Genomic DNA, 20,430 nt, shown 5'->3' with positions numbered 1-20,430 from the left:
CGCACCGGCCAAAAGTCGCGGCGCAACTTAACGGGATGTTTACCACGCTCGGCCAGAACCTGCCCAATCGCTTCGAGAACACACGGGGGCAGCGACGGGTAATGGATACCTTGCGGGGACAATTCGGTACCGCCGACTACGACGAGACGCTCGATTACGCCTCCGGTGAGGACGATGCCGACCGCGAGTTGCCGCCGAGCCCCGTGGGGCAGGACGAGCGGCGCATGCAGGTGCGCGCCTACAACCACTGGGCCAGCCTGCTGGCTGACCGGAACTTCCCCTCGATCGAGGATCTCGATCCGGCCGGACTGCCGGACTTCGGGCCGTTTTCGGTCCTGCTCGACTTCACCAACGGGATCGACGATCCGGCGGTGCGCTACCTGGGGGGCGAACTGGCCACGGAGTGCGACGCGCCCGATGGAATCGCGCGCCTGTCGGACATCCCGACACGCTCGCTGCTCAGCCGCATCACCGACCACTACATGCAGATCCTCGCCAACCAGGCGCCGATCGGATTCGAGGCGGAATTCGTCAACCAGCGCGGTGCGACGATACTCTACCGCGGGATCCTGCTGCCGTTCTCGAGCGACGACGACACGATCGATTTCATCTACGGCGTGATCAACTGGAAGCAGATGGCCGACCAGCTGACCAGCGACGAATTGCTGCTGGAGATCGATCAGGAGCTCGAAGCGGCGCCGGCAGGGGAGCTCCCGAGGCGGACCGATCCGGTAACGGACTGGGCCGATGGCCCCGGGAGCGCCGAGGGCGCCCCGACTGCGGCGCCGGTCGAACTGCCGGCGGCAGCGGATGAAGATCCGTTCCCTCTTCCGGCGTTCGGCGCCGAACAGGACGAATTCGACGAGGACGAATTCGACCCGGAGGACGAGGACCACTCGTCCGACCTGTACGAAGCCATCGAGGCGGTGGATGACGAGCCGGAGAGCGAAACGCGCTTCGCGTCGCTGCTTTCGCTCGGCGGAAGCAAGGTCGGCCGCGCCCCGCTCGAGCTTGGCGAAGCCGATGAGTTCGGCCACGACTCCTTCGACGAGGATGACGAAGAATACGACTACGCAGACCAGGACGCTGCGCTCGCCGCATGGCAGACGCCGCGCCCGGCCAGCGACACGCCCGCGGCTGTGCCCGTCGAGTATGCGCCTGCCCCGGCGGCGCCGATTCCGGTGATGCAGCTTCACGAGCCCGTGTTCACCGAACAGGCCGCAGCTCCTGCCGACGAACCGTTGCCCTTCGCACCCACCGTGGAAGAAGACTTCGCGGTCGCGATGGGCGACGGGGCCGACGACGATCTCTACGATTGTCTCGCCGCCGCCCGCGAGTTGGCGCTTGCCGCGAGCTCTTCGGAAGACCGCAGCCGTAACGCGCTCTACGCCGCGGTCGGCCGGGCCTATGACTTCAGCCTCGCCGCGCAGGCGGAGCCGGAGGCGTTCGCCGAGCTGGTCGCCGAAAGCGGGCTGACGGTACAGGAACGCGCGCCGATGACCCCGGTGGTCAAGCTCGTGTTCGGCGCGAATTACGACAAGACGCGCCTCACCGAATATGCCGCGGTGCTCAGTCACGCTCACCGCGTGGGCATCGCGCGCGGCACTCTCGCACGGCACCTTGCCGAGGCCGAGGGCGGCCTCAAGGGTGTGGTCCAGGCCGAGCGCGCCTATCGCCGGGCCGATCCTGCCGAAGGCGAGGTCCGCGAGACTCCGCGCGAGGCGCTCGCCCGCAAGCTGCGCGAAATCGCCCCACTCGGATTCGAGGACATCGATGAGGAGGGCGAGGAATTCTCGCTGGTGATGATCCGCCGCGTCGATGGACGGGTCGTGGTGCTCGGCGAAGTCACCGACGTGCCACTGGTCGAGAAGGCGGCGAAGAAGCTCGTCGCCTGATCTCACCCACCGCGCGGGCTGTCCTTGCCGCACAGCGACCGCTAGCGCGGGGCGATGCCGCTATTTTCAACCGCCCCCGTTCGAGTCCAGCCGTTCTTCGGCCACCGCAGCGAAACCCGCCTCACGATCACCGCGCGCGCCTTGCGCGCGGGGCGCCCCGGCAAGGATGAGTTCGCACCGCGCGGCCGGCTCCAGGCGATGCGCACGATGCTGGCGCAGTTCGCCTCGCGCGAGGTGCCGGGCTTGGCCGTGCGGCTGGAGCTGAAGAATCCCGAAGGCGCCACGCTCGAACTCGAAGCGGTGAGCGACCAGGAAGGGTATGTCCGCTTCGACGTGCCGCTCGATCCGCCGTGGGCCTTGCCCGACGACCCGGCATGGGAGGTCGTCTGCTTCCACTGGATCACTCCCCAAGGGGCGCAATGCACCGAAGGGCATGTGCTGGCGCCCGGCGGGGTGACCCGCCTGGCGATTGTTTCCGACATCGACGACACGATAATGGAAACTGGCATAACCGGCGGACCGCGCGCGATCGCCCGCAACTGGCGGCGCGTTCTCGCCGAGCTTCCGGACGAGCGTATCGCGGTACCCGGCGCAGACGTCTTCTTCAGCGCGCTGGGCGGCGGAGCGGTGCTGGCGGAGCCCGGCGGCGCAGGCACCCGCCATGCCGCAACACACCGCCCGTTCTTCTACATCTCGTCTTCGCCCTGGAACCTGTTCTCCTATCTCGTCGCCTTCCAGCAGAGCCGCGGCCTGCCGCTGGGCCCGCTGCTTCTGCGTGACTGGGGTTTCAACCGCGCGACGCTGGGCGGGGAAAGTCACGGAGAGCACAAGCGCGCGGCGCTCGACGCGCTCCTGTCATTCTATCCTGACATGCGGTTCGCCCTGATCGGAGACGACACCCAGGGGGATCTGCCCGCCTATGCGGATACCGTCCAGGCCAATCCGGGACGCATCGCGGCGGTATTCATCCGCACCGGCGCCGGTCCGCTCTCGCCGCGCGAGCTGGCCGGGCAGGCGCTTATCGAGGCCGCCGGAGTCCCGCTCTGGCTGGGCGACGATTACGCCACCGGCCAGGAGTTCCTCCGCGCCAACGGGATCTCCACGCACGGCGAAACCGCGAGCATCGTCGAGACCGTGCATAAGGCCGGCGAAACCGGCGCCGGAAAGAAGTGAAGCAGGGAGCTTCAGTTCCGGTTCAGCGCGAAAACCGCTAAACACCAAGCCATGCGTGCCGTCTCCCGCGCCCTCGCGATCCTCGCCGCACTGTCGTTGACCGCGCAGCCGGCTTCCGCCCAATCGGTCCTGCGCGACGCGGAGACCGAAGCCTTGCTCGACGAAATGGCGGCGCCGCTGGTCAAGGCGGCAGGCCTGGCGCCCGGGAACGTGGATATCGTCCTGGTGGGGGATCCATCGATCAACGCGTTCGTGGCTGGCGGCCAGGCGGTCTATATCCACACCGGCCTGATCGAAGCGGCCGACAGCGCGGCCGAAGTCCAGGGGGTCATCGCGCACGAGCTGGGGCACGTCACCGGCGGGCACGTCATTTCTTCATCGCAGGGAATGGCAACGGCCAGCAGGATCTCCATCCTCTCGATGTTGCTGGGCGTGGCTGCTGCCGTTGCGGGCGCGGGCGAGGCGGCGATGGGCGTGATGATGGCCGGCCAGCGCGCCGCGCTGGGCAAATACCTCGCTTTCAGCCGCGTGCAGGAAAGCGCCGCCGACGCGGCGGGGGCGCAATATCTGTCGAAGGCGGGAATCTCGGGCCGCGGCTCGCTCGATTTCTTCAAGAAGCTGCAGAACCTCGAATTCCGCTATGGCATGAGCCACAGCGACGAGGACGCTTACGTTTCCACCCATCCCATGTCGGGAGAGCGCATTGCCCGCCTGACTCACGATTACGAAGCGGACCCGGCCTGGAACACTCCGGCCGACCCCGCGCTCCAGGCGCGGTTCGAGCGGGTGAAGGCCAAGCTTGCGGGATATGTCCAGGAACCGCAGCAAACCTTGCGCGAGTTTCCGGAAACCGACACCGGCGCGCCTGCACGCTATGCCCGCGCCTATGCGTTCCACAAGCAGGCGATGATGGACAAGGCGCTGTCCGAAACCGAGGCGCTGCTCAAGTCCGCTCCAGACGATCCCTATTACCTGGAACTGGAAGGACAGGTGCTGCTTGAATCGGGCCGGCCGCGTGATGCCATCGCTCCCTTGCGCAAGGCAACCGAGCTTACCGGGAACGAGCCGCTGATCGCCTCGCTGTTCGGACACGCGCTCATCGCGACAGAGGATCCGTCGCAGTACGAGGAAGCCAAGAAGGTCCTGCGCACGGCGGTGTCGCGTGATCGGCTGAACCCGTTCGCCTGGTACCAGCTCGGGGTCATCTATGCCGCGGAGAACGATATGCCGCGCGCGCGCCTCGCGAGCGCCGAGCAGCAGGTGATGAGCGGCCAGTACATGGAAGCGCTGCGCAGCGCGCAGGCGGCCGAGGCCGGCCTGCCGGAAGGATCGCCGGACTGGCTGCGCGCGCAGGACATCGCCATGCAGGCCCGCGGAGAGCTTGAACGGGCCAAGGACCGCAAGTAGCGAGGGTTCGATGCTCCGATTAATTCCCTTCGCGCTCGCCGCGCTCGTTTGCGGCTTCCTCGGGGCATGGCTGTTTGCCCTGAGCGGATTGGGTGGCAGCAGCACCGAGCGATATCTGCTCGACCATCCCGAAATCCTGCCCCGGATGGCCGAGCGGCTGCAGAACCGGGACACCGCCAAGCGGCTGGCCGGCATCGAGGGTGACCTTGCCCGTCCGTTCCCCGGCGCGGTGCTCGGCAACCCCCGTGGCAGCAAGACGCTGGTCGAGTTTACCGATTACGGCTGCACCTACTGCCGCCAGTCGATCGCCGATGTGCAGGCGCTGGTCGCCGCCGATCCGGACTTGCGCGTGGTGGTGCGCGAATGGCCGATTTTCGAAGGCAGCGACGCTGCCGCGCGAATGGCCCTGGCCGCGGCGAAACAGGGCAAGTACGCTGCTTTCCACGACCTGATGTTCGCGCATGGCCCGCCGAGCGAACAGTCGATCGAGCTCGCGGCCAGGGGCGCCGGGCTGGATCTGGCGGCCGCGCGTGCCTTCGCCACCTCGCCCGAAGCGGATCTCGAGCTGCGGACCAACCATGAGCTCGCCCGAAAGCTCGGCTTCGAAGGCACGCCGAGTTGGGTAGTGGGGAACCAGGCGTTTTCGGGCGCCGTCGGGCGCGAGCGACTGGCCGACGCCATCGCCGCCATTGCCCCCGATGCAGGCGGAGTTTGATGACGCGGGCCGTCTTGCTGGCCGCGTTGGCTTTTCTTTCCTCCCCCGTCCATGCCGGCGTAGCGGAAGACCGCGCCGGCCTGCTCAGCCTGCAGGCGGACGACTTGCGCCTGCAGACGCTCGGGTGGCGACTGGCCACCGCCAACGCCGCGTTTTGCGAGGCGAAGCCGTCCATCGGCCTGCTGCTGCAGGATATGGGGAATTACGCGCAACCGGAGCGGATGCGCACCGCGGCGGGAATCGAGGGCGACATCGCGGTGGAGGCGGCAGTGGCCGGCGCTCCTGCTGCATTGGCGGGACTGTCGCCGAATGACGAGATCCTCGAGATAGACGGGCGGTCGATGACGGAGTTGCCTGCGGTAAGGGCCAACGACTGGCGCCGCCTGGCAAGTTTGCACGATGCGATCGATGCCGCGCTCGCTCGCGATGGCGCGGTGCATATCGCGTGGCGCACGTCCGGGGGAGCGCGACGCGAAGCGCGGATCGCCGGGACTCCCGCCTGCCCCACTCGCTTCGAACTGCTTGATGGCGGCGGACGCGCGGTCGCCGATGGCAAGAGAGTGGTTTTCGGCCGCCGGTTCGAAGGGTTCGGCCTGGCCGAGGACGAGATGGCTGCGGCAGTGGCGCACGAGTTCGCGCATAACCTGATGGCACACCGCAAGTTGCTCAATGTCGCCGGACGCAAGGCCCGGAACGTCCGCCTTACCGAGCGCGAGGCGGATCGCCTGATGCCGTGGCTGCTCGCGAACGCGGGTTACGATCCGGCTGCTGCGGCGCGATTCTTTCGCAAGTGGGGCCCGGGCAACGACGGCTGGATCTTCCGCGCCCCGACCCACGACGGCTGGGACGAACGCGCTGAGTTCGTCGAGGGCGAATTGCCGAAGATCGCAGCTCTGTCCGCTGCCGGTGCGCCCGCCGACTGGCGGACGCACTTCATCCGCGAAGTCTTGCCTTAGGCCGCTTTCGCTTCGGCAACCTTGGCGTAAAGCGAATTGATCGGCCGGGCCATTACGCGGCGAACCATGGGCTCGAAGAACTCGAGGCTTTCGCTACGGTAAGCGGGGTCGAAGGCCGCCTGGTCGTACTTCTCGCAGAATTCCGCGCATGCGTCGAAAGAGGGATTATCGCGGAACTGCTCGCGCGAATTCTGGTCCATGCCGAGGTAGTGGAAGTAGTAGTAGCCCTGGAAATGTCCGTGGTTCTGGCAGATCCAGTGCACTTCCTCGCTCACGAACGGCTTGATGATCGATGCCGCTACTTCCGGGTGATTGAAGGTGCCCAGCGTATCGCCGATGTCGTGAAGCAGCGCCATCACCACGTAGGCTTCGTCTCGCCCGTCCCGGTGCGCGCGGGTGGCGGTCTGCAACGAATGCTCGAGCCGGCAGATCGGGAAGCCGCCGAAATCGCCATCCAGCAGCCGAAGATGGGCCAGGACGCGATCGGGCAGCCCGGCTGCGAACTGCATGTAGTCCGCCCCGATGATCGCCCAGTCCTCGGCGGTGCCTTCTTTCATCTCGCGGAATTTCGCGCGCTCTGCCGCCCCGTGGAGCGTATCTTCGGTCACATCCATGGCTCTCTCCTTGCCTTGCAGCATAGCGCATCGGGCAGGCGCTTGCCAAAACTTGTCTGACGCGGGGGCGACATTAGTTTAGGGCTGCGACAGATGGTCATGCTGCCCTTCCGCCCGGCGCCGTTCTTCGACAACAAGAACGCCGCATTCTGGAACCTGCAGTTCGCAGGCTGGGGCGGCGTGTTCGCACTGCGCGCAGTGTCCGCGATGGCCAACCAGGCGCCGTGGGACCTGCTGCTCGTCGTGCTGGTCCAGGTGGTGACAGGCTTCGCGATCAGCCTCGTTCTGTCGGTCATCTACCGTCAACTGATGCAGCGCACCGCTCTCGTCACCCTTGGCACGACCGCGGTTGTGCTTGCCCTGGCGGTCGGGGTCTATGCCGGGATCGACGCCTGGCTGCAGGGCATCTATTTCTCGGGCACGCGCGAAACGACATTTGCCCAGCGCATCGTGGGACTGGCGTTCCTTGACGGGACGCTGCTTGGGGCGTGGTCGGCGCTCTATTACGCGATAAACTTCTTCCTCCAGGTGGAGGAACAGGCCGACCGGCTCGAGCGGCTCGAGGCGCAGGCGACCAGCGCGCAGCTCGCCATGCTGCGCTACCAGCTCAATCCGCACTTCCTGTTCAATACGCTCAATTCGATCTCCACGCTGGTGCTGCTCAAGCAGACGGAGCCCGCGAACGCGATGCTCACCCGCCTGAGCGCCTTCCTGCGCCACACTCTGGTGAGCGAGCCCGGCAGCAAGGTGACCATCGCGCAGGAAGTCGAGACTCTGAACCTGTACCTCGGCATCGAGCGGATGCGGTTCGAGGAACGGCTGCGGACCGATTTCCAGGTTGAACCGGAAGCGGCCAACGCCTGCCTGCCCTCGATGCTGCTTCAGCCATTGGTCGAGAACGCGATCAAGTATGCGGTCAGCCCCCAGGAAGAGGGCGCCTCCATCACCCTGACGGCGCAACTCGTCGGACAGAGACTGCGGGTCGCCGTATCGGACAGCGGACCGGGATTGCGCGAGAGCGGCGGCGGCGGCAGCGGATCGGGGTCGCTCGCGGGGGTGGGTCGCACGGTTTCGACCGGGGTCGGCCTGGCCAATATCCGCGATCGTCTCCAACAGGCCTATGGCGAGGAGCACCGCTTCGAAATCCGCAACCCGCCGGAAGGCGGCTTCACAGTGATCATCGAAATCCCCTTCGAGGCCGCAGCGCCGCGTGAAACGCAAGGCGTCGAACGGCCCGCTTCCGCAATTCCCGCACCCGCGACGCCCCTTCGGGCGCCTACGATTGGAACCACTGCCGCATGACCATCCGCACCCTGCTCGTCGACGACGAGAAGCTCGCCATCCAGGGCCTGCAACTCCGCCTCCAGAAGTTCGACGATGTCGAGGTAATCGGCACCTGCGCCAACGGGCGCGAAGCGATCCGGGCGATCAAGACCGAAAAGCCGGACCTGGTGTTCCTCGACATCCAGATGCCCGGCTTCGACGGGTTCTCGGTCGTCAAAGGGGTGATGGAGATCGAACCGCCGCTGTTCGTGTTCGTCACCGCGTTCGAGGAGCATGCGATCCGCGCGTTCGAGGCCAACGCGGTCAATTACCTGATGAAACCTGTCGACGAAGACAAGCTGGCCGACACCGTCGAGCGGGTGCGCCAGCGCCTCGCCGAAAAGCGCAGCGCGGAGGAAGCCGAGAAGCTCAAAAACGTGCTAAGCGAAGTCGCTCCCGACGCCGCCGAGGAATTCGCCGCGGCGGACGAAGCGCCGGCCGAAAGCTCCGACCGCTACGAAAAGCTCATCAACATCAAGGACCGCGGACAGATCTTCCGAGTCGAGATTGACTCGATCGAGCACATCGAAGCCGCGGGCGACTACATGTGCATCTACACCGGCGACAACAGCCTGATCCTGCGCGAGACGATGAAGGACCTCGAACGCCGGCTCGATCCGCGCACCTTCCAGCGGGTCCACCGTTCGACGATCGTCAACCTCAACCTCGTGCGCCAGGTGAAGCCGCACACCAATGGCGAGTGCTTCCTGGTGCTGGACAGCGGCGCGGAAGTGAAAGTCAGCCGGTCCTACCGCGACGTGGTGGCCCGCTTTGTCCATTGAGGGTTGGTCGCTCCCCGGCTTCGATCTCGACCGCTTTGTCCGTGAAACCTTGGCCGAGGACCTCGGCGAGGGCCTTCCAGGCGGCGGACGCGATGTTACCAGCGAGAGCGTGATTCCGGCCGATGCGCGCTTTAGCGGCGTAATGGACAGCCGCGACGCCATCGTGGTGGCGGGTTTGCCGATCGCCGAAGCTTTCTTCCGCGCGCTGGATCCGGCGATGACGGTCGAGCGGCTGGTCGACGAGGGCGCGGAAGTCGAGGCAGGCGCGAATCTCATCTGCCTCGAGGGCAACGCGCGCGCCATGCTCACCGCCGAACGCAGCGCGCTCAACATCGTTCAGCACTTGTCCGGCGTCGCTACGCTGACCCGCGAGTACGTGCGCGCGATGGACAATCCGCGCTGCGTCCTGCTCGACACGCGCAAGACCATTCCCGGCCTGCGCCATCTCGAGAAATACGCCGTGCGAATGGGCGGCGGGCGCAATCACCGGATGGGCCTGTGGGACGCGGCGATGATCAAGGACAACCACGTCCTCGTCGCCGGCAGCGTCGGGGAGGCCGTGCGCCGCGCGGTCGCCGCCGGAGTGCGCGAGATCATCTGCGAAGTCGACCGGATCGAGCAGATCGAACCCGCGCTCGCGGGGGGCGCGACCCGGTTGCTGCTCGACAATATGGAGCCCGAAACGCTGCGTGAGGCGATCACCCTCGTCGCTGGCCGCGTGCCGACCGAGGCGAGCGGTGGCATCAACCTCCAAACCATCAAGGCCAAGGCGGCAACCGGCGTCGATTACGTTTCGGTGGGCCGGCTCACCCAGAGCGCGCCCGCGGCCGACATCGGGCTCGACTTCACGCCGCTGTGAAAATTGCGCTGGGCCTCGCGCTGCTGGCCAGCGGCGCGCCGCTGTCCGCCCAGGCCTATCAGTGCCGCGTTCCGAAAGCGGTATCGGTGCCGCAAGTCCATCCCGACGGGCCGGTGCGGCAATCGCGGCCGACCGGGTACACGCTCGCACTCAGCTGGTCGCCCGAGTTCTGCAACGGTCGTGGGGCGCGAGCTGCCGGGGCGTTTCAATGTTCGACCCGCAATGGACGCTTCGGCCTGGTGGTACACGGCCTGTGGCCGGAAGCACGCGGAACCTGGCCTCAGTGGTGCCCCACGGCGCGCAAGCTGAGTTCTGTCGAAGCGCGACGAAACATGTGCCTGGTGCCCTCTCCGCGCTTGCAAGCGACCGAGTGGGCCAAGCACGGAGCTTGCATGGTCCGCACTCCGGAGGCTTACTTCAAGGTCACGCGCATTCTATTCAACGGCCTGCGGCTGCCCGATCTCGACCGGCTTTCGAAAGACCCCGAGCTGAGCGCGGGCCTGCTTCGCCACCGCTTTGCTGCCGCCAATCCCGGGTGGCGCCCGGAGGCAGTTGGCGTGAAGCTCAACCAGCGCGGCTGGCTGGAGGAGCTCCGCCTCTGCTACGGCAAGGACTTCATGCCAGCGCGCTGCGACCGCCGGCGCTTCGGCCCCGCGGACGCCGCGCCGATCAAGATCTGGCGCGGGCTCTAGCGCCTTGCGCGAAAGAATTCGCGCAACAGATCTGCCGATTCGCCTTCGCCGATGCCCGAGACAACTTCCGGCCGGTGAAGACATTGCGGGTGGTCGAATACCCGCGCTCCATGCGTCACCGCGCCGCCCTTCGGATCGGGCGCTGCGTAAACCAGCCGGCCAATCCGCGCATGAACGATGGCCCCCGCGCACATGGCGCAAGGTTCCAGCGTGACGTACAGTTCGCAGCCAGACAGTCTTTCGTTTCCGAGCGTCGCGGCGGCGGCCCGAATCGCGGCGATCTCGGCGTGAGCAGTCGGATCGTGGGTGGCGCGCGGCGCATTGCGGGCTTCGCCGACGATCGTTCCATCCTTGACCACCACCGCGCCGATCGGCACTTCGCCCGCCTCGGCAGCCTCACGCGCCAGCGTCAGTGCGCGGCGCATCGGGTCGGGCAGGGGCCAGCGCATCATGCCAGCCGCGTAGCCCGGCGCTTGACGATTCGCGAGCCCTTGGCTAAGCGCGCGCCTTTCCCGGCACCGCCGAAACCACTTTTGCGAAGAGATCTGTCATGTCGCGCATCTGCGAACTCACCGGCAAGGGCCGCCAGATCGGCCACAACGTGAGCCACGCCAACAACAAGACCAAGAAGACGTTCCTGCCCAACCTGCAGAATGTCACGCTGCTGAGCGAGAAGCTCGACCGCAGCTTCAAGTTCCGGGTCTCGACTCACGGCCTGCGTTCGGTGGAGCACAATGGCGGGCTCGACAACTGGCTGCTCAAGACCAGCGACGAGAAGCTCTCGGCGAGCGCGCTGAAGGTAAAGCGCGAACTCAAGAAGAGCGCCGCCGCCGCCTGATTCGCGCCGCAAGGCACAGCAAAGCGCGCGGGCCTTTCGGGGTTCCGCGCGCTTTTGCGTATCCGGCCACCTTTGCTTATCCGGATATGGGCCTGACTAGCGCGGGGGCAGGAACAGCAACGGATCGAGCCGCGCGGCGCGCCACTTGATCGACCAGTGGAGATGCGGCCCGCTGGCCCGGCCCGTGGCTCCGGTATAGCCGATCAGCTGACCCTGCCGAACCACGTCGCCTTCCTTCACGGCGAGGCGCGAGGAGTGTAGGAAGGCGCTGTTGAGGCCCATGCCGTGATCGATGATCACGAGGTTGCCCTCCAGCGTGAATGGCTGCTCGGCCGCGAGCACCACAACTCCATCCGCCGGGGCGACATAGGCGACCCCGTTCCCGGGCGCGATGTCGAGGCCCGAATGGTAGGCAGCCGGCTCCCCCCGATAGATCCGCTGCGAGCCAAAACGCCCGGAAATGCGTCCCTCGACCGGCCAGATGAAGTTCTGACGCCAGCCGTCGCTCATGCTGTTTCGCGCGCGGGCCGCGGCGATCCTCGCCAGCTCCGGCCGCCTCAGGGCGAGAAATGCTTCGGTCGGCCCGCCCGGCGTGCGCGCGACGTTGATCCGCTCGATCGCCCAATCGCGGGGGCTTATCGCCACCGGGCTGGTGAGGATGCGTCCATCGGCAAGATGGGCGGTCAGCGTCGCGCGCGGTCCTGCGTCGCGATCGAAAGCGGCAAAGAAGCGGCCGTTCGCGTCGAACGAGATCGCCTGGCCATCGAGATCCGCAGTGCGCGTCCCTGCGGGGACCTGCCCGCGAATCCAGCCGCCCTGGGTCAGCTGGCCGTCGAACGCGAAAGTGCTCGGCCCTGCCGGAACTGGTGCGGCGGTCGGCGAAGTTGCGGGAATTGGCTGGACCACGGCGGTCGTCTCCGGCTCGGCCGCGCCATCGGGCGCGGTGCAGCCGGCGAGCGCGGCCAAGGCGAGGAGTTGCGGGTAGCGGACGATCACCGCGAAAGATGGCGCCGGGTTGCGATCTCGGGCGACGCGTAGGCCTCCTGCCTCTCGACGCTCCAGTAACGCAGCTCTTCCAGCGCGATCGCCTCGCCCGTCACGGCACATACCACGTGCGTGCCAGGCCGCATGACGCGGAATCCGTTGGGCCCGAAGATCAGTTGCGCGGCGGTTTCACCCGATTTCATTAGCATGACCTAGCACCTATCAGCTTGCGGCTAGCCGAACAAATCGTCCTGCCGCGGCGACGCCACGGGCCGTTTCACGGACGGGACAGGGCGCGGCTTGCGCTGGACGCCGGAAAGCGGTGCGACGTCCAGCGTACCGTCGCGGAACTTGAGCACCAGGGCTGCCTCACCCCGTGCTGCCGATGCGTCGGTCACCGTGCGTCCTTCGGCCCCGGTCACCCGGACATAGCCGCGCTGGAGCACGGCATCGGGATCGAGCGAGGCCATCAGGCGCGCCGTCGCGGTCAGTCTGTCGCGTCCACGCTCGAGCCGGTGGGTTAGCAGCGACGGGACCAGCCGCGCGCGGTCGTGCTGCAGCCGTTCGCGCGAACGCGAGGCCGAATCGCGCAGGCCTCGCCGCAGCCGTTCCGACAGGTCGTCGAGCTTCTGCGCTTGCGGGGCGAGCAACGTGGTGGGTTGAGGGAGGCGCTTGACCCGGGCTTCGAGCCGTTCGCGTCCCAGCTCCACCGGTCGCAGGGCGCAGCGCTGCTTGCGATGGGCGAAATCGGCCAGAGTGGCGGCAAGCTCGCGCAGCACCGGCACGGCGATCTCCGCCGCGGCGGTTGGTGTCGGTGCGCGGTGGTCGGCCGCATGGTCGGCCAAGGTGGTATCGGTTTCATGCCCGACCGCGCTGATGGTGGGAATCGCGCACTCGGCGATCGCGCGCACGACCGCCTCCTCGTTGAAGCACCACAAGTCCTCGATCGAACCGCCGCCGCGCGCGACGATCAGGAGATCGGGGCGCAATTCGTGTCCGTGCGGCAGGGCCGAGAACCCGCGCACCGCGGCGGCGACCTGTTCGGCTGCTCCCTGGCCCTGGACCAGCACCGGCCAGACCACGACGCGGCTCGGGAATCGGTCTGCGAGCCGGTGAAGGATGTCGCGGATCACCGCGCCCGTGGGAGAAGTGACCACGCCGATCGTAGTGGGGAGATAGGGCAGGCGCCGCTTACGCTCGGGTGCGAACAAGCCCTCTGCCGCGAGCCTTTGACGCATCTTTTCGAACAGGGCGAGCAGTGCGCCCTCACCAGCCAGCTCGAGCTTGTCGATCACCACCTGGTATTTCGAGCGCCCGGGATAAGTCGTCAGCTTCCCGCTCGCGACGACTTCCAGCCCGTCCTCCGGGCGGAACGCCAGCGCGGACGCGGGCCCGCGCCACATCACCCCGTCGATCACCGCGGAATCGTCCTTGAGGCAGCAGTAGAGGTGGCCCGATGCCGCGCGCTTCACGCCTGAGAGCTCGCCGCGCAGGCGGACGAAGCCGAAACGGTCCTCGACCGTGCGCTTGAGCATTCCGGCCAGTTCGCTCACCGACAGCGGCTCGGCGTTGTCGCCGGCGCGGCCCTTCGCTACCAGCCGGGCATCGTCGTCGGCAAAATCGGGAGCGGCCATGAACATCCTTCTGCTGGGCGGAGGCGGGCGCGAGCATGCGCTGGCGTGGAAGCTGGCGCAATCCCGCCTTCTGGCCGACGAGGGAGATAGGCTCTATGCCGCGCCGGGCAACCCGGGGATCGCGCAGCACGCCGAGCTGGTCGCGCTGGACGAGACCGACCACACCGCGGTGACGCGCTTCTGCCGCGATCATGGCATCGGCCTCGTTGTGGTCGGGCCCGAAGCGCCGCTGGTCGATGGCCTGGCGGACACCCTGCGCGGCGAAGGCGTGCCGGTGTTCGGCCCGTCCAGGGCAGCCGCTCAGCTCGAAGGGAGCAAGGGCTTTACCAAGGACCTTTGCCGCCGGGCGAACGTCCCCACCGCCGGCTATGTGCGCACTTCATCGCTTGCCGAAGCGACCGCGGCGCTATCCGGCTTCACCCCGCCCTACGTCCTCAAGGCCGACGGGCTGGCCGCCGGCAAGGGCGTGGTCATTGCCGCCACCCGCGAGGAAGCAGAAGCAGCGCTCGGCGAGATGTTCGGCGGCCAGTTCGGCGAGGCGGGCACGGAGGTGGTGATCGAGGAATTCATGGAAGGGGAGGAGGTCAGCTTCTTCGCGCTCACCGATGGCGCCAGCGTCCTCGCCTTCGGCAGCGCGCAGGACCACAAGCGCGTCGGCGAGGGCGACACGGGGCCGAATACCGGCGGAATGGGGGCCTACAGCCCCGCTCCCGTGCTCACCCCGGTGCTGCGAGGCGAAGTTCTCGAACAGATCGTGATCCCGACGGTGCGTGCGCTGGCCGATGCCGGCATGCCCTATTCGGGAGTCCTGTTCGCCGGCCTGATGCTGACCCCCGAAGGACCGAAGCTGATCGAATACAACTGCCGCTTCGGAGATCCTGAATGCCAGGTCCTGATGATGCGGCTGGAGGACGATCTCGGCGAATTGCTGCTGGCCTGTGCCGAGAACCGCCTTGCCCGCGTGCAACCGGTGAAGATGCGGCGCGAAACCGCGTTGACCGTGGTCATGGCGGCCGATGGCTATCCGGGCACCCCGGCCAGGGGCGGCACCATCGATCTGGGCCAGGCAGAGGCGAACGGGGCGAAGGTGTTCCACGCGGGCACCGTGCTGCGGGACAATCGCCTAGTCGCCAACGGTGGCCGCGTGCTCGCGGTCACTGCCACGGGCGCCAATGCCACCGAGGCGCAGGAAAAGGCATATGCGGCAGTCGACCAGATCGACGCGCCGAGCTTGTTCTGCCGGCGCGACATCGGATGGCGGGAGATCGCGCGGGAGCGCTCGGGGGCTTGAGCGTGAAGCGCGCCTTGCCTGCGCTGCTGCTGGCCCTCGGCGCGGTGGCATGCGGGGGGACGAAGCACGGCGCCGGTGTTTACTCCGAGACACCTTCGCAGCGGCAGGCGCGGCAGGAAGCCGAATTCGCCGCGGGCGAGAAGTTGGGAATCGACGGCCTGCGGCATGAACTTGGCGCGCTCGGAGTCGGGCCGGACGAGTATGCCCTCGTTGTCGAGCCGGATCACCAGATCGAGGTGATCCAACTACGGGTCGGACGGGATCGCATGGCAAAGCTGGACCGCGATGCGCTGGCCAGCCTCGTGCTCGACAGCAATTTCCGGCTGACGTTCGCCGATCCCGCCGCCGAACGCGCGGTGGACGTGACGGAGGAGCTCTTCCGCCGCGAGATGGCAAAGGAAATCGCGGTTCTCAAGCGCCATGGCGACTGGGAGCGCGTCCCCCGCCTGCGCCGGGGAGAGCCGCTACAGACCCTCGCACACCGGATCGAGGACTGGTGCGGCTTCGAACCAGGCGGCGCGCTGCACACTGTCGGCGGCCGATGGCTGGAATACAGCCACGCCCCCGTCGACACCGCGGTGAGGGAGCCCGTGCCGGGCGTCGCCGCCGCGCGCTTCGATTGCCTGCGCCGCGTGGTCTATGCCACCCAGCTGAGACGGCACTTTATCGGTTACCGGGGCGAGCCTCCGCCGCCCCTCTATCCCACCTGACCCAGCTTTTCGGCCATCAGCGCCTGCAAGTCGGCTTCGGGACGCGCACCATAATGGCTAATCACCTCGGCCGCGCAGATCGCTCCCCGGCGCAGGCACCGCTCGAGCGGCTCGCCCGCCACGTGGCCATAGAGGAAGCCGGCGGCGAACAGGTCGCCCGCGCCGGTTGTGTCGACGACCTTATCGATCGGCTCGGCCGGCACTTCGGCCCGCTCACCCTTACGCACCGCGACCGCGCCGTCGGCGCTGCGGGTGACGACGAGCGTGGGCACCTTGCCGTGGAGCGCTTCGATACCGGCCTCGAAATCGCTGGTGCCGGTCAGCGCCTCGAGTTCGTGGTGATTGGCGAACAGGACGTCGATCAGTCCTTCTTCAATCAGGCTGCGGAAATCGTCACCATGGCGGTCGATCACGAAGACTTCCGACAGCGTGAAGGCCACCTCGCGGCCCGCAGAGCGAGCCGCTTCGATCGCCCGACGCATCGCCGCGCGCGGCTCTTCGGGGTCCCACAGGTAGCCTTCGAGGTAGAGCACTTTCGCTCCGCCTATCGCCTCTTCATCGAGAGCTGCGGCCGGGAGGAACTGGCTGGCGCCGAGGAACGTATTCATCGTCCGCTGGGCATCGGGGGTGACGAAGATGAGGCACCGCGCGGTCGGCGGGTCGCCGGCACGCGGTGGGGTGTCGAAATCGATACCGACGGCGCGGATGTCGTGCGCGAACACTTCGCCGAGCTGGTCGTCGGCAACCTGGCCGATGAAGGCGCACTGCGCGCCCAGGGCCGAAAGGCCTGCCAACGTGTTGGCCGCCGAGCCGCCCGAAATCTCGCGAGCCGGACCCATCGCGTCGTAGAGGCGCGTGGCGCCATCGGCATCGACGAGCGTCATCCCCCCCTTGTTGAGCGAGAGCTCGTCGATCAGCGCGTCATCGCACGGGGCCATCACATCGACGATGGCATTGCCGATGGCGATGACGTCGTAGCGGGGTTCGGTCACGAAAATTCCTTCGGGGTGGTCAGTGTTGCCGGCGCGCCTAGCGGCTGGGGCGGCCTGCGCCAAGCGCGTTGACGGGCGAGGCCAGGCGAACGAGAAGCGCGCGCATGACCGGTGTCCTTCCTGCCTTCGCCCGCGCACTTGGACAGCTTGGGGACCGGCGAGTGATCGGTGTGCTGGTCAAGAGCATCGCACTCACGCTGGCGATATTCGTGCTGGCAGGGATCGTGCTGTGGCAGCTCGCCCGAAGCCTGATCGAGCATTACGCCGCCGGTTACGGCGAACTGGGCGGCCTGATCGGCCTGGTTCTGGCGATTCTCGGCGGATGGTTGCTGTTCCGGGTGGTCGCGCTCGCTGTGCTGCAGTTCTTTGCCGACGAGATAGTGTTGGCGGTCGAGGAGCGGCACTATCCCCAGGCGGCGGCGACCGCCCGCAAGCTCCCCCTCGCCGAAGATGCGCGCAACGCCCTCACGGGAGTGGCGAGAGCGCTGGTCGTCAATCTCGCGGCGTTGCCCTTTGCACTGCTGCTGCTCCTTACCGGGGTTGGCACCGCGATCCTGTTCTGGGTCGTCAACGGGTGGCTGCTCGGCCGCGAACTTCAGGACATGGCGTGGCTCCGTCACCGGCACGACAGACAGGCCACTCCGCCGCTGCCGCCCTTGACACGCCTGGCTCTGGGCGGGATCGTCGCCGCGCTGCTGCTGGTGCCATTCGTGAACCTTTTGGCACCCGTTCTGGGAGCCGCTGCTGCGACGCATATGGTCCAGTCGCGAATCAATCCGCTGAAAAAGAGCCGACCGTGAAAGTCCTGCCGCTTCTGCCGATCATTGCGCTCGCCGCCTGCGGTCCGACCACGGGGACGCGGGTTGCATCGACTCCAGCCGAGGCCCCCGCGCGTGTCGGAAGCGTTCCCGCAACCCGCCCGGCACCGCCGGCCACTGGCGGGTTCCGGGTCGCCAAGGTGATGAGCCTGCCGGGGCTTGAAGGCGTAATCGGCGTGGATTCGGCGCAGCTCCAGCGCCAGTTCGGCGCACCCCGGCTCGATGTGTGGGAAGGCGATGCGCGCAAGCTGCAGTTCTCGGGCGAGGCGTGCGTGCTCGACGTGTACCTCTATCCTTCGCGTCCCGGCGCGATTCCGACCTCTACTTACGTCGATGCGCGGCGCGCCAGCGATGGTCTCGACGTCGATCGTGCCGCTTGCGTCAAGGCGCTGCGGAAATAGCCCGGCGCGGACTCGCGCCGGCCCGGTTCACACCATGAAGCTTTCGCCGCAGCCGCAAGCGCCCTTGGCATTGGGGTTGGTGAACACGAAGCCGGCGGTGAAATCGTCCTCCACCCAGTCCATCGTGCTGCCGACGAGGTAGAGCACGCTCGGCCCGTCGATGTAGAACGTGCCGCCGGGCGTTTCGATCTTCTCGTCGAACTTGGCCTCTTCGGTCACGTAATCGACCGAGTAAGCAAGGCCCGAGCAGCCCCTGCGCGGCGTCGATAGCTTGACGCCGATCGCGCCTTCGGGGGCCTTCGCCATCAGGTCGGTGACGCGCGCTTCGGCGGCTGCGGTAAGCGTGACGGCCGCGGGGCGCTGGCGGAGGGTGGTTTCGGTCATGACATTCCTGGTGCGTGACGGCGGGCGTTCTCGATCTCCGCCACCGTCTCGGGCGGAAGCCCGTCGGTCGAAGCGGTGCGGAGTGCTCCCTGTCCATGCCAGATGGTGGCGATCGACGTGCCGATCAACACGCGCATCCCGGGATCGTGCGACCAGTCAAGCGAGGCGGCTTCGAACAGGTAGGGCAGCGCATCAGCGCCCTGCTGATCGAGATCCTGCGCGGCCTGCATCCGCTCCCACTGCTCGCGCGAGGGATCGAGCAGACATTCGCCCAGGACACGAACATCGCCCATCAGAGCATGCCGAGTTCGAGGCGGGCTTCGTCGGTCATCTTGTCGGGACCCCACGGCGGATCCCACACCAGCAGCACTTCAGCATCGCGCACGCCAGGCACCGCGCCGACGCGCAATTCGACTTCCCCGGGCATCGATTCGGCGACCGGGCAATGCGGCGTGGTAAGCGTCATCGTTACCTTGGCATCACCGTCGGGCGTGACCTCGACCGCGTAGATCAGGCCGAGGTCGTAGATGTTGACCGGAATTTCCGGATCGTAAATCTCCTTGAGCGCCTCAACCACGCCTTCATAAAGATCGCCACCCGGCTCTCCGGCATGCGTCACCTGCGGTTTCTGGGCGAGGAAGCCCTCGAGGTAGTCGCGCTTGCGTTCGAAGCTCTCGCGTGGGGTCTCCGCGTCATCGACGCTGGCGCGCGGCGGCTTGTCGACCGCGTCCACCTGTTCGACCTCGATCCGGTTGTGCTCGTTCATGGCAAAGTCCTGGGTCATCCGAATATCCGCCTTGCGCGCTCGATCCCGCGCACCAGCGCGGCCACATCGCTGTCATCGCTGTAGAGCCCGAAGCTCGCTCGCGCAGTGGCGGGAACGCCGAGCCAGTACATGAGCGGCTGCGCGCAGTGATGCCCGGCGCGGATCGCCACCCCTTCCTCGTCCAATATGGTGCCGAGGTCGTGCGGATGCACCCCCTGCAGCGCGAAGCTGACGATGCCCGCGCTGTCTTCTGGACCGAACAGCGTGACGTCATTCATCGGGCGCAGCGCTTCGCGCAGGTCTGCCACGAGAGCGGCTTCGTGAGCATGGATGGCGCCGGGCCCGATGGCCGAAACGTAGTCGCATGCCGCGGCAAGGCCGATCGCCTCGACGATCGCGGGCGTGCCGGCCTCGAACCGCTGCGGCGGTGGGGCAAAGGTGGTGCGCTCGAACGTCACATTGTCGATCATCGAGCCCCCGCCCTGCCATGGCGGCATCGACTCAAGCAGGTCGGCATGCCCCCACAGGGCTCCGATGCCGGTGGGTCCGTAAAGCTTATGCCCGGAGAAAGCGTAGAAATCGCAGCCGAGCGCCGCGACATCGACGGGCAACCGCGGCACGGCCTGGCAGCCGTCGAGCAGCAGTTTCGCGCCGACAGAGCGCGCCAGTTCGGCGGCCCGATGCGCGTCGAGCACGGAGCCGAGCACGTTTGAAACGTGCGCCAGCGCCACCATCGTGTGTTCGGGCGTCAGCATGGCCTCAGCCGCGGCCAGATCGATCCGCCCGTCCTCGGTCAACGGGCAGACATCCACCTGCCAGCCCGCAAGTTGCCAAGGCACAATGTTCGAGTGATGCTCGAGCCGGCTGAGCAGCACGCGGCCCTTGTCGGGGTAGCTGTAGGCGACGAGGTTGATCGCCTCGGTCGCGCCGCGGGTGAATACGATCTCATCCTCGCGTCCACCGATGAACGAGGCAACCCGCCGCCGCGCAGCCTCATAGCCGAGCGTCATCTGCGCCGAGCGCGAATAGACGCCGCGATGCACCGTCGCATAGTCCCGGCCGAGCGCGTTGCTTACCGCATCGATCACGACCTGCGGTTTCTGCGCGGTTGCGGCCGTATCGAGATAGTGCCAGCGCGATCCGTCCGGACCCACCAGGCCGGGAAACTCCGCCGTCCGGCCGATCGCGCCCATCAC

The 20,430-nt window shown here is 67.2% G+C and carries 24 protein-coding genes; 14 read left to right on the top strand and 10 right to left on the bottom strand.

Going from position 1 to position 20,430, the window contains the following annotated elements:
* Positions 1 to 35 precede the first annotated feature (35 nt).
* The 5 genes from IEW58_RS14125 to IEW58_RS12665 are packed head-to-tail and all read left to right on the top strand — an operon-like array spanning position 36 to position 6,146.
* Positions 36 to 1,895 carry a PAS domain-containing protein gene (locus tag IEW58_RS14125; RefSeq protein WP_373284763.1) on the top strand — a complete coding sequence of 620 codons (1,860 nt, stop codon included), beginning with the start codon at positions 36 to 38 and terminating at the stop codon, positions 1,893 to 1,895.
* A 54-nt stretch (positions 1,896 to 1,949) separates the two neighbouring features.
* A complete protein-coding gene (locus IEW58_RS12680) occupies positions 1,950 to 3,068 on the top strand; it encodes a phosphatase domain-containing protein (RefSeq protein ID WP_188645446.1) in 1,119 nt (372 codons plus the stop codon).
* Between the two features lie 51 nt (positions 3,069 to 3,119).
* Complete coding sequence (locus IEW58_RS12675) at positions 3,120 to 4,475, top strand: M48 family metalloprotease (RefSeq protein WP_188645445.1); 1,356 nt, start codon at positions 3,120 to 3,122, stop codon at positions 4,473 to 4,475.
* Between the two features lie 10 nt (positions 4,476 to 4,485).
* Positions 4,486 to 5,190, top strand: coding sequence for a DsbA family protein (locus IEW58_RS12670; RefSeq protein ID WP_188645444.1), 705 nt, complete (start codon positions 4,486 to 4,488; stop codon positions 5,188 to 5,190).
* Positions 5,190 to 6,146: a PDZ domain-containing protein gene (locus tag IEW58_RS12665; protein ID WP_188645443.1), complete on the top strand. Its 957-nt coding sequence runs from the start codon at positions 5,190 to 5,192 to the stop codon at positions 6,144 to 6,146. The genes IEW58_RS12670 and IEW58_RS12665 overlap by 1 nt, the downstream gene beginning before the upstream one ends.
* Here IEW58_RS12665 and IEW58_RS12660 read toward each other — a convergent pair.
* A complete protein-coding gene (locus IEW58_RS12660; protein ID WP_188645442.1) occupies positions 6,143 to 6,760 on the bottom strand; it encodes an HD domain-containing protein in 618 nt (205 codons plus the stop codon). The two genes, IEW58_RS12665 and IEW58_RS12660, sit on opposite strands and share 4 nt — an antisense overlap.
* A gap of 93 nt (positions 6,761 to 6,853) precedes the next feature.
* Between IEW58_RS12660 and IEW58_RS12655 the strand changes: the two genes are divergently transcribed.
* The 4 genes from IEW58_RS12655 to IEW58_RS12640 are packed head-to-tail and all read left to right on the top strand — an operon-like array spanning position 6,854 to position 10,416.
* Complete coding sequence (locus tag IEW58_RS12655; RefSeq protein ID WP_188645441.1) at positions 6,854 to 8,062, top strand: sensor histidine kinase; 1,209 nt, start codon at positions 6,854 to 6,856, stop codon at positions 8,060 to 8,062.
* Positions 8,059 to 8,865, top strand: coding sequence for a LytR/AlgR family response regulator transcription factor (locus tag IEW58_RS12650; RefSeq protein ID WP_188645440.1), 807 nt, complete (start codon positions 8,059 to 8,061; stop codon positions 8,863 to 8,865). Before IEW58_RS12655 ends, IEW58_RS12650 begins: the two co-directional genes overlap by 4 nt.
* Positions 8,861 to 9,724 (top strand): carboxylating nicotinate-nucleotide diphosphorylase, encoded by an 864-nt coding sequence (gene nadC / locus IEW58_RS12645; protein WP_188645822.1) that lies wholly within the window; start codon positions 8,861 to 8,863, stop codon positions 9,722 to 9,724. The genes IEW58_RS12650 and nadC overlap by 5 nt, the downstream gene beginning before the upstream one ends.
* A complete protein-coding gene (locus tag IEW58_RS12640) occupies positions 9,721 to 10,416 on the top strand; it encodes a ribonuclease T2 family protein (protein WP_188645439.1) in 696 nt (231 codons plus the stop codon). Before nadC ends, IEW58_RS12640 begins: the two co-directional genes overlap by 4 nt.
* Here IEW58_RS12640 and tadA read toward each other — a convergent pair.
* A complete protein-coding gene (gene tadA / locus IEW58_RS12635) occupies positions 10,413 to 10,868 on the bottom strand; it encodes a tRNA adenosine(34) deaminase TadA (protein ID WP_188645438.1) in 456 nt (151 codons plus the stop codon). The two genes, IEW58_RS12640 and tadA, sit on opposite strands and share 4 nt — an antisense overlap.
* A gap of 98 nt (positions 10,869 to 10,966) precedes the next feature.
* Between tadA and rpmB the strand changes: the two genes are divergently transcribed.
* Complete coding sequence (gene rpmB, locus IEW58_RS12630; protein WP_188645437.1) at positions 10,967 to 11,254, top strand: 50S ribosomal protein L28; 288 nt, start codon at positions 10,967 to 10,969, stop codon at positions 11,252 to 11,254.
* 96 nt (positions 11,255 to 11,350) lie between these two features.
* On the opposite strand, the gene IEW58_RS12625 is transcribed toward rpmB, so the two are convergent.
* Genes IEW58_RS12625 through xseA form a run of 3 tightly spaced genes read right to left on the bottom strand, consistent with a single transcriptional unit; the run spans position 11,351 to position 13,872 of the window.
* A complete protein-coding gene (locus IEW58_RS12625; protein WP_188645848.1) occupies positions 11,351 to 12,250 on the bottom strand; it encodes a M23 family metallopeptidase in 900 nt (299 codons plus the stop codon).
* On the bottom strand, positions 12,247 to 12,447 hold the full coding sequence (locus IEW58_RS12620; protein WP_188645436.1) for a DUF2093 domain-containing protein: 201 nt from the start codon (positions 12,445 to 12,447) through the stop codon (positions 12,247 to 12,249). The genes IEW58_RS12625 and IEW58_RS12620 overlap by 4 nt, the downstream gene beginning before the upstream one ends.
* A 24-nt stretch (positions 12,448 to 12,471) precedes the next feature.
* The gene (gene xseA / locus IEW58_RS12615; protein WP_188645435.1) at positions 12,472 to 13,872 is read right to left on the bottom strand and encodes an exodeoxyribonuclease VII large subunit; all 1,401 of its coding nucleotides are present in this window, start codon (positions 13,870 to 13,872) and stop codon (positions 12,472 to 12,474) included.
* On the opposite strand from xseA, the gene purD reads away from it, so the two are divergent.
* Both purD and IEW58_RS12605 read left to right on the top strand, forming a co-directional pair.
* Positions 13,871 to 15,163 carry a phosphoribosylamine--glycine ligase gene (purD, locus tag IEW58_RS12610; protein ID WP_188645434.1) on the top strand — a complete coding sequence of 431 codons (1,293 nt, stop codon included), beginning with the start codon at positions 13,871 to 13,873 and terminating at the stop codon, positions 15,161 to 15,163. The two genes, xseA and purD, sit on opposite strands and share 2 nt — an antisense overlap.
* The gene (locus IEW58_RS12605) at positions 15,127 to 15,873 is read left to right on the top strand and encodes a hypothetical protein (protein WP_188645433.1); all 747 of its coding nucleotides are present in this window, start codon (positions 15,127 to 15,129) and stop codon (positions 15,871 to 15,873) included. The genes purD and IEW58_RS12605 overlap by 37 nt, the downstream gene beginning before the upstream one ends.
* Here IEW58_RS12605 and IEW58_RS12600 read toward each other — a convergent pair.
* On the bottom strand, positions 15,861 to 16,865 hold the full coding sequence (locus IEW58_RS12600) for an adenosine kinase (RefSeq protein WP_188645432.1): 1,005 nt from the start codon (positions 16,863 to 16,865) through the stop codon (positions 15,861 to 15,863). The genes IEW58_RS12605 and IEW58_RS12600 overlap by 13 nt on opposite strands.
* Positions 16,866 to 16,969: 104 nt before the next feature.
* Here IEW58_RS12600 and IEW58_RS12595 point away from each other — a divergent pair, with 104 nt between their 5' ends.
* Positions 16,970 to 17,665: an EI24 domain-containing protein gene (locus IEW58_RS12595; protein ID WP_188645431.1), complete on the top strand. Its 696-nt coding sequence runs from the start codon at positions 16,970 to 16,972 to the stop codon at positions 17,663 to 17,665.
* Positions 17,662 to 18,084, top strand: coding sequence for a hypothetical protein (locus IEW58_RS13900; protein WP_373284762.1), 423 nt, complete (start codon positions 17,662 to 17,664; stop codon positions 18,082 to 18,084). The genes IEW58_RS12595 and IEW58_RS13900 overlap by 4 nt, the downstream gene beginning before the upstream one ends.
* Positions 18,085 to 18,111: 27 nt before the next feature.
* Here the strand turns inward: IEW58_RS13900 and IEW58_RS12585 are convergent, their stop codons facing one another.
* Genes IEW58_RS12585 through IEW58_RS12570 form a run of 4 tightly spaced genes read right to left on the bottom strand, consistent with a single transcriptional unit; the run spans position 18,112 to position 20,427 of the window.
* On the bottom strand, positions 18,112 to 18,468 hold the full coding sequence (locus IEW58_RS12585) for a HesB/IscA family protein (RefSeq protein ID WP_188645430.1): 357 nt from the start codon (positions 18,466 to 18,468) through the stop codon (positions 18,112 to 18,114).
* The gene (locus IEW58_RS12580; RefSeq protein ID WP_188645429.1) at positions 18,465 to 18,761 is read right to left on the bottom strand and encodes a hypothetical protein; all 297 of its coding nucleotides are present in this window, start codon (positions 18,759 to 18,761) and stop codon (positions 18,465 to 18,467) included. Before IEW58_RS12580 ends, IEW58_RS12585 begins: the two co-directional genes overlap by 4 nt.
* Positions 18,761 to 19,234 carry an SUF system Fe-S cluster assembly protein gene (locus tag IEW58_RS12575; RefSeq protein WP_188645821.1) on the bottom strand — a complete coding sequence of 158 codons (474 nt, stop codon included), beginning with the start codon at positions 19,232 to 19,234 and terminating at the stop codon, positions 18,761 to 18,763. Before IEW58_RS12575 ends, IEW58_RS12580 begins: the two co-directional genes overlap by 1 nt.
* A 14-nt stretch (positions 19,235 to 19,248) precedes the next feature.
* Positions 19,249 to 20,427, bottom strand: a complete 1,179-nt coding sequence (locus IEW58_RS12570; protein WP_188645820.1) for an aminotransferase class V-fold PLP-dependent enzyme — start codon at positions 20,425 to 20,427, stop codon at positions 19,249 to 19,251.
* Positions 20,428 to 20,430: the final 3 nt, after the last annotated feature.

It is taken from the genome of Tsuneonella deserti (assembly GCF_014644315.1).
Taxonomy (GTDB): Bacteria; Pseudomonadota; Alphaproteobacteria; order Sphingomonadales; family Sphingomonadaceae; genus Tsuneonella; species Tsuneonella deserti.
The sequence above is the reverse complement of the archived record's forward strand: the minus strand, read 5'-3'. Positions and strand labels throughout refer to the sequence as shown.

Bases quoted from the DNA above. Each gene is read 5' to 3' on its own strand.
- IEW58_RS12670 (WP_188645444.1), top strand. From the start codon at position 4,486: ATGCTCCGATTAATTCCCTTCGCGCTCGCCGCGCTCGTTTGCGGCTTC.
- IEW58_RS12650 (WP_188645440.1), top strand. From the start codon at position 8,059: ATGACCATCCGCACCCTGCTCGTCGACGACGAGAAGCTCGCCATCCAG.
- IEW58_RS12620 (WP_188645436.1), bottom strand. From the start codon at position 12,447: ATGCTAATGAAATCGGGTGAAACCGCCGCGCAACTGATCTTCGGGCCC.
- IEW58_RS14125 (WP_373284763.1), top strand. From the start codon at position 36: ATGTTTACCACGCTCGGCCAGAACCTGCCCAATCGCTTCGAGAACACA.
- IEW58_RS12570 (WP_188645820.1), bottom strand. From the start codon at position 20,427: ATGGGCGCGATCGGCCGGACGGCGGAGTTTCCCGGCCTGGTGGGTCCG.
- IEW58_RS12585 (WP_188645430.1), bottom strand. From the start codon at position 18,468: ATGACCGAAACCACCCTCCGCCAGCGCCCCGCGGCCGTCACGCTTACC.
- IEW58_RS12595 (WP_188645431.1), top strand. From the start codon at position 16,970: ATGACCGGTGTCCTTCCTGCCTTCGCCCGCGCACTTGGACAGCTTGGG.
- purD (WP_188645434.1), top strand. From the start codon at position 13,871: ATGAACATCCTTCTGCTGGGCGGAGGCGGGCGCGAGCATGCGCTGGCG.
- IEW58_RS12575 (WP_188645821.1), bottom strand. From the start codon at position 19,234: ATGAACGAGCACAACCGGATCGAGGTCGAACAGGTGGACGCGGTCGAC.
- IEW58_RS12665 (WP_188645443.1), top strand. From the start codon at position 5,190: ATGACGCGGGCCGTCTTGCTGGCCGCGTTGGCTTTTCTTTCCTCCCCC.
- xseA (WP_188645435.1), bottom strand. From the start codon at position 13,872: ATGGCCGCTCCCGATTTTGCCGACGACGATGCCCGGCTGGTAGCGAAG.
- rpmB (WP_188645437.1), top strand. From the start codon at position 10,967: ATGTCGCGCATCTGCGAACTCACCGGCAAGGGCCGCCAGATCGGCCAC.
- IEW58_RS12660 (WP_188645442.1), bottom strand. From the start codon at position 6,760: ATGGATGTGACCGAAGATACGCTCCACGGGGCGGCAGAGCGCGCGAAA.
- IEW58_RS12605 (WP_188645433.1), top strand. From the start codon at position 15,127: ATGGCGGGAGATCGCGCGGGAGCGCTCGGGGGCTTGAGCGTGAAGCGC.
- IEW58_RS12655 (WP_188645441.1), top strand. From the start codon at position 6,854: ATGGTCATGCTGCCCTTCCGCCCGGCGCCGTTCTTCGACAACAAGAAC.
- IEW58_RS12680 (WP_188645446.1), top strand. From the start codon at position 1,950: ATGCCGCTATTTTCAACCGCCCCCGTTCGAGTCCAGCCGTTCTTCGGC.
- IEW58_RS12580 (WP_188645429.1), bottom strand. From the start codon at position 18,761: ATGGGCGATGTTCGTGTCCTGGGCGAATGTCTGCTCGATCCCTCGCGC.
- tadA (WP_188645438.1), bottom strand. From the start codon at position 10,868: ATGATGCGCTGGCCCCTGCCCGACCCGATGCGCCGCGCACTGACGCTG.
- IEW58_RS12675 (WP_188645445.1), top strand. From the start codon at position 3,120: ATGCGTGCCGTCTCCCGCGCCCTCGCGATCCTCGCCGCACTGTCGTTG.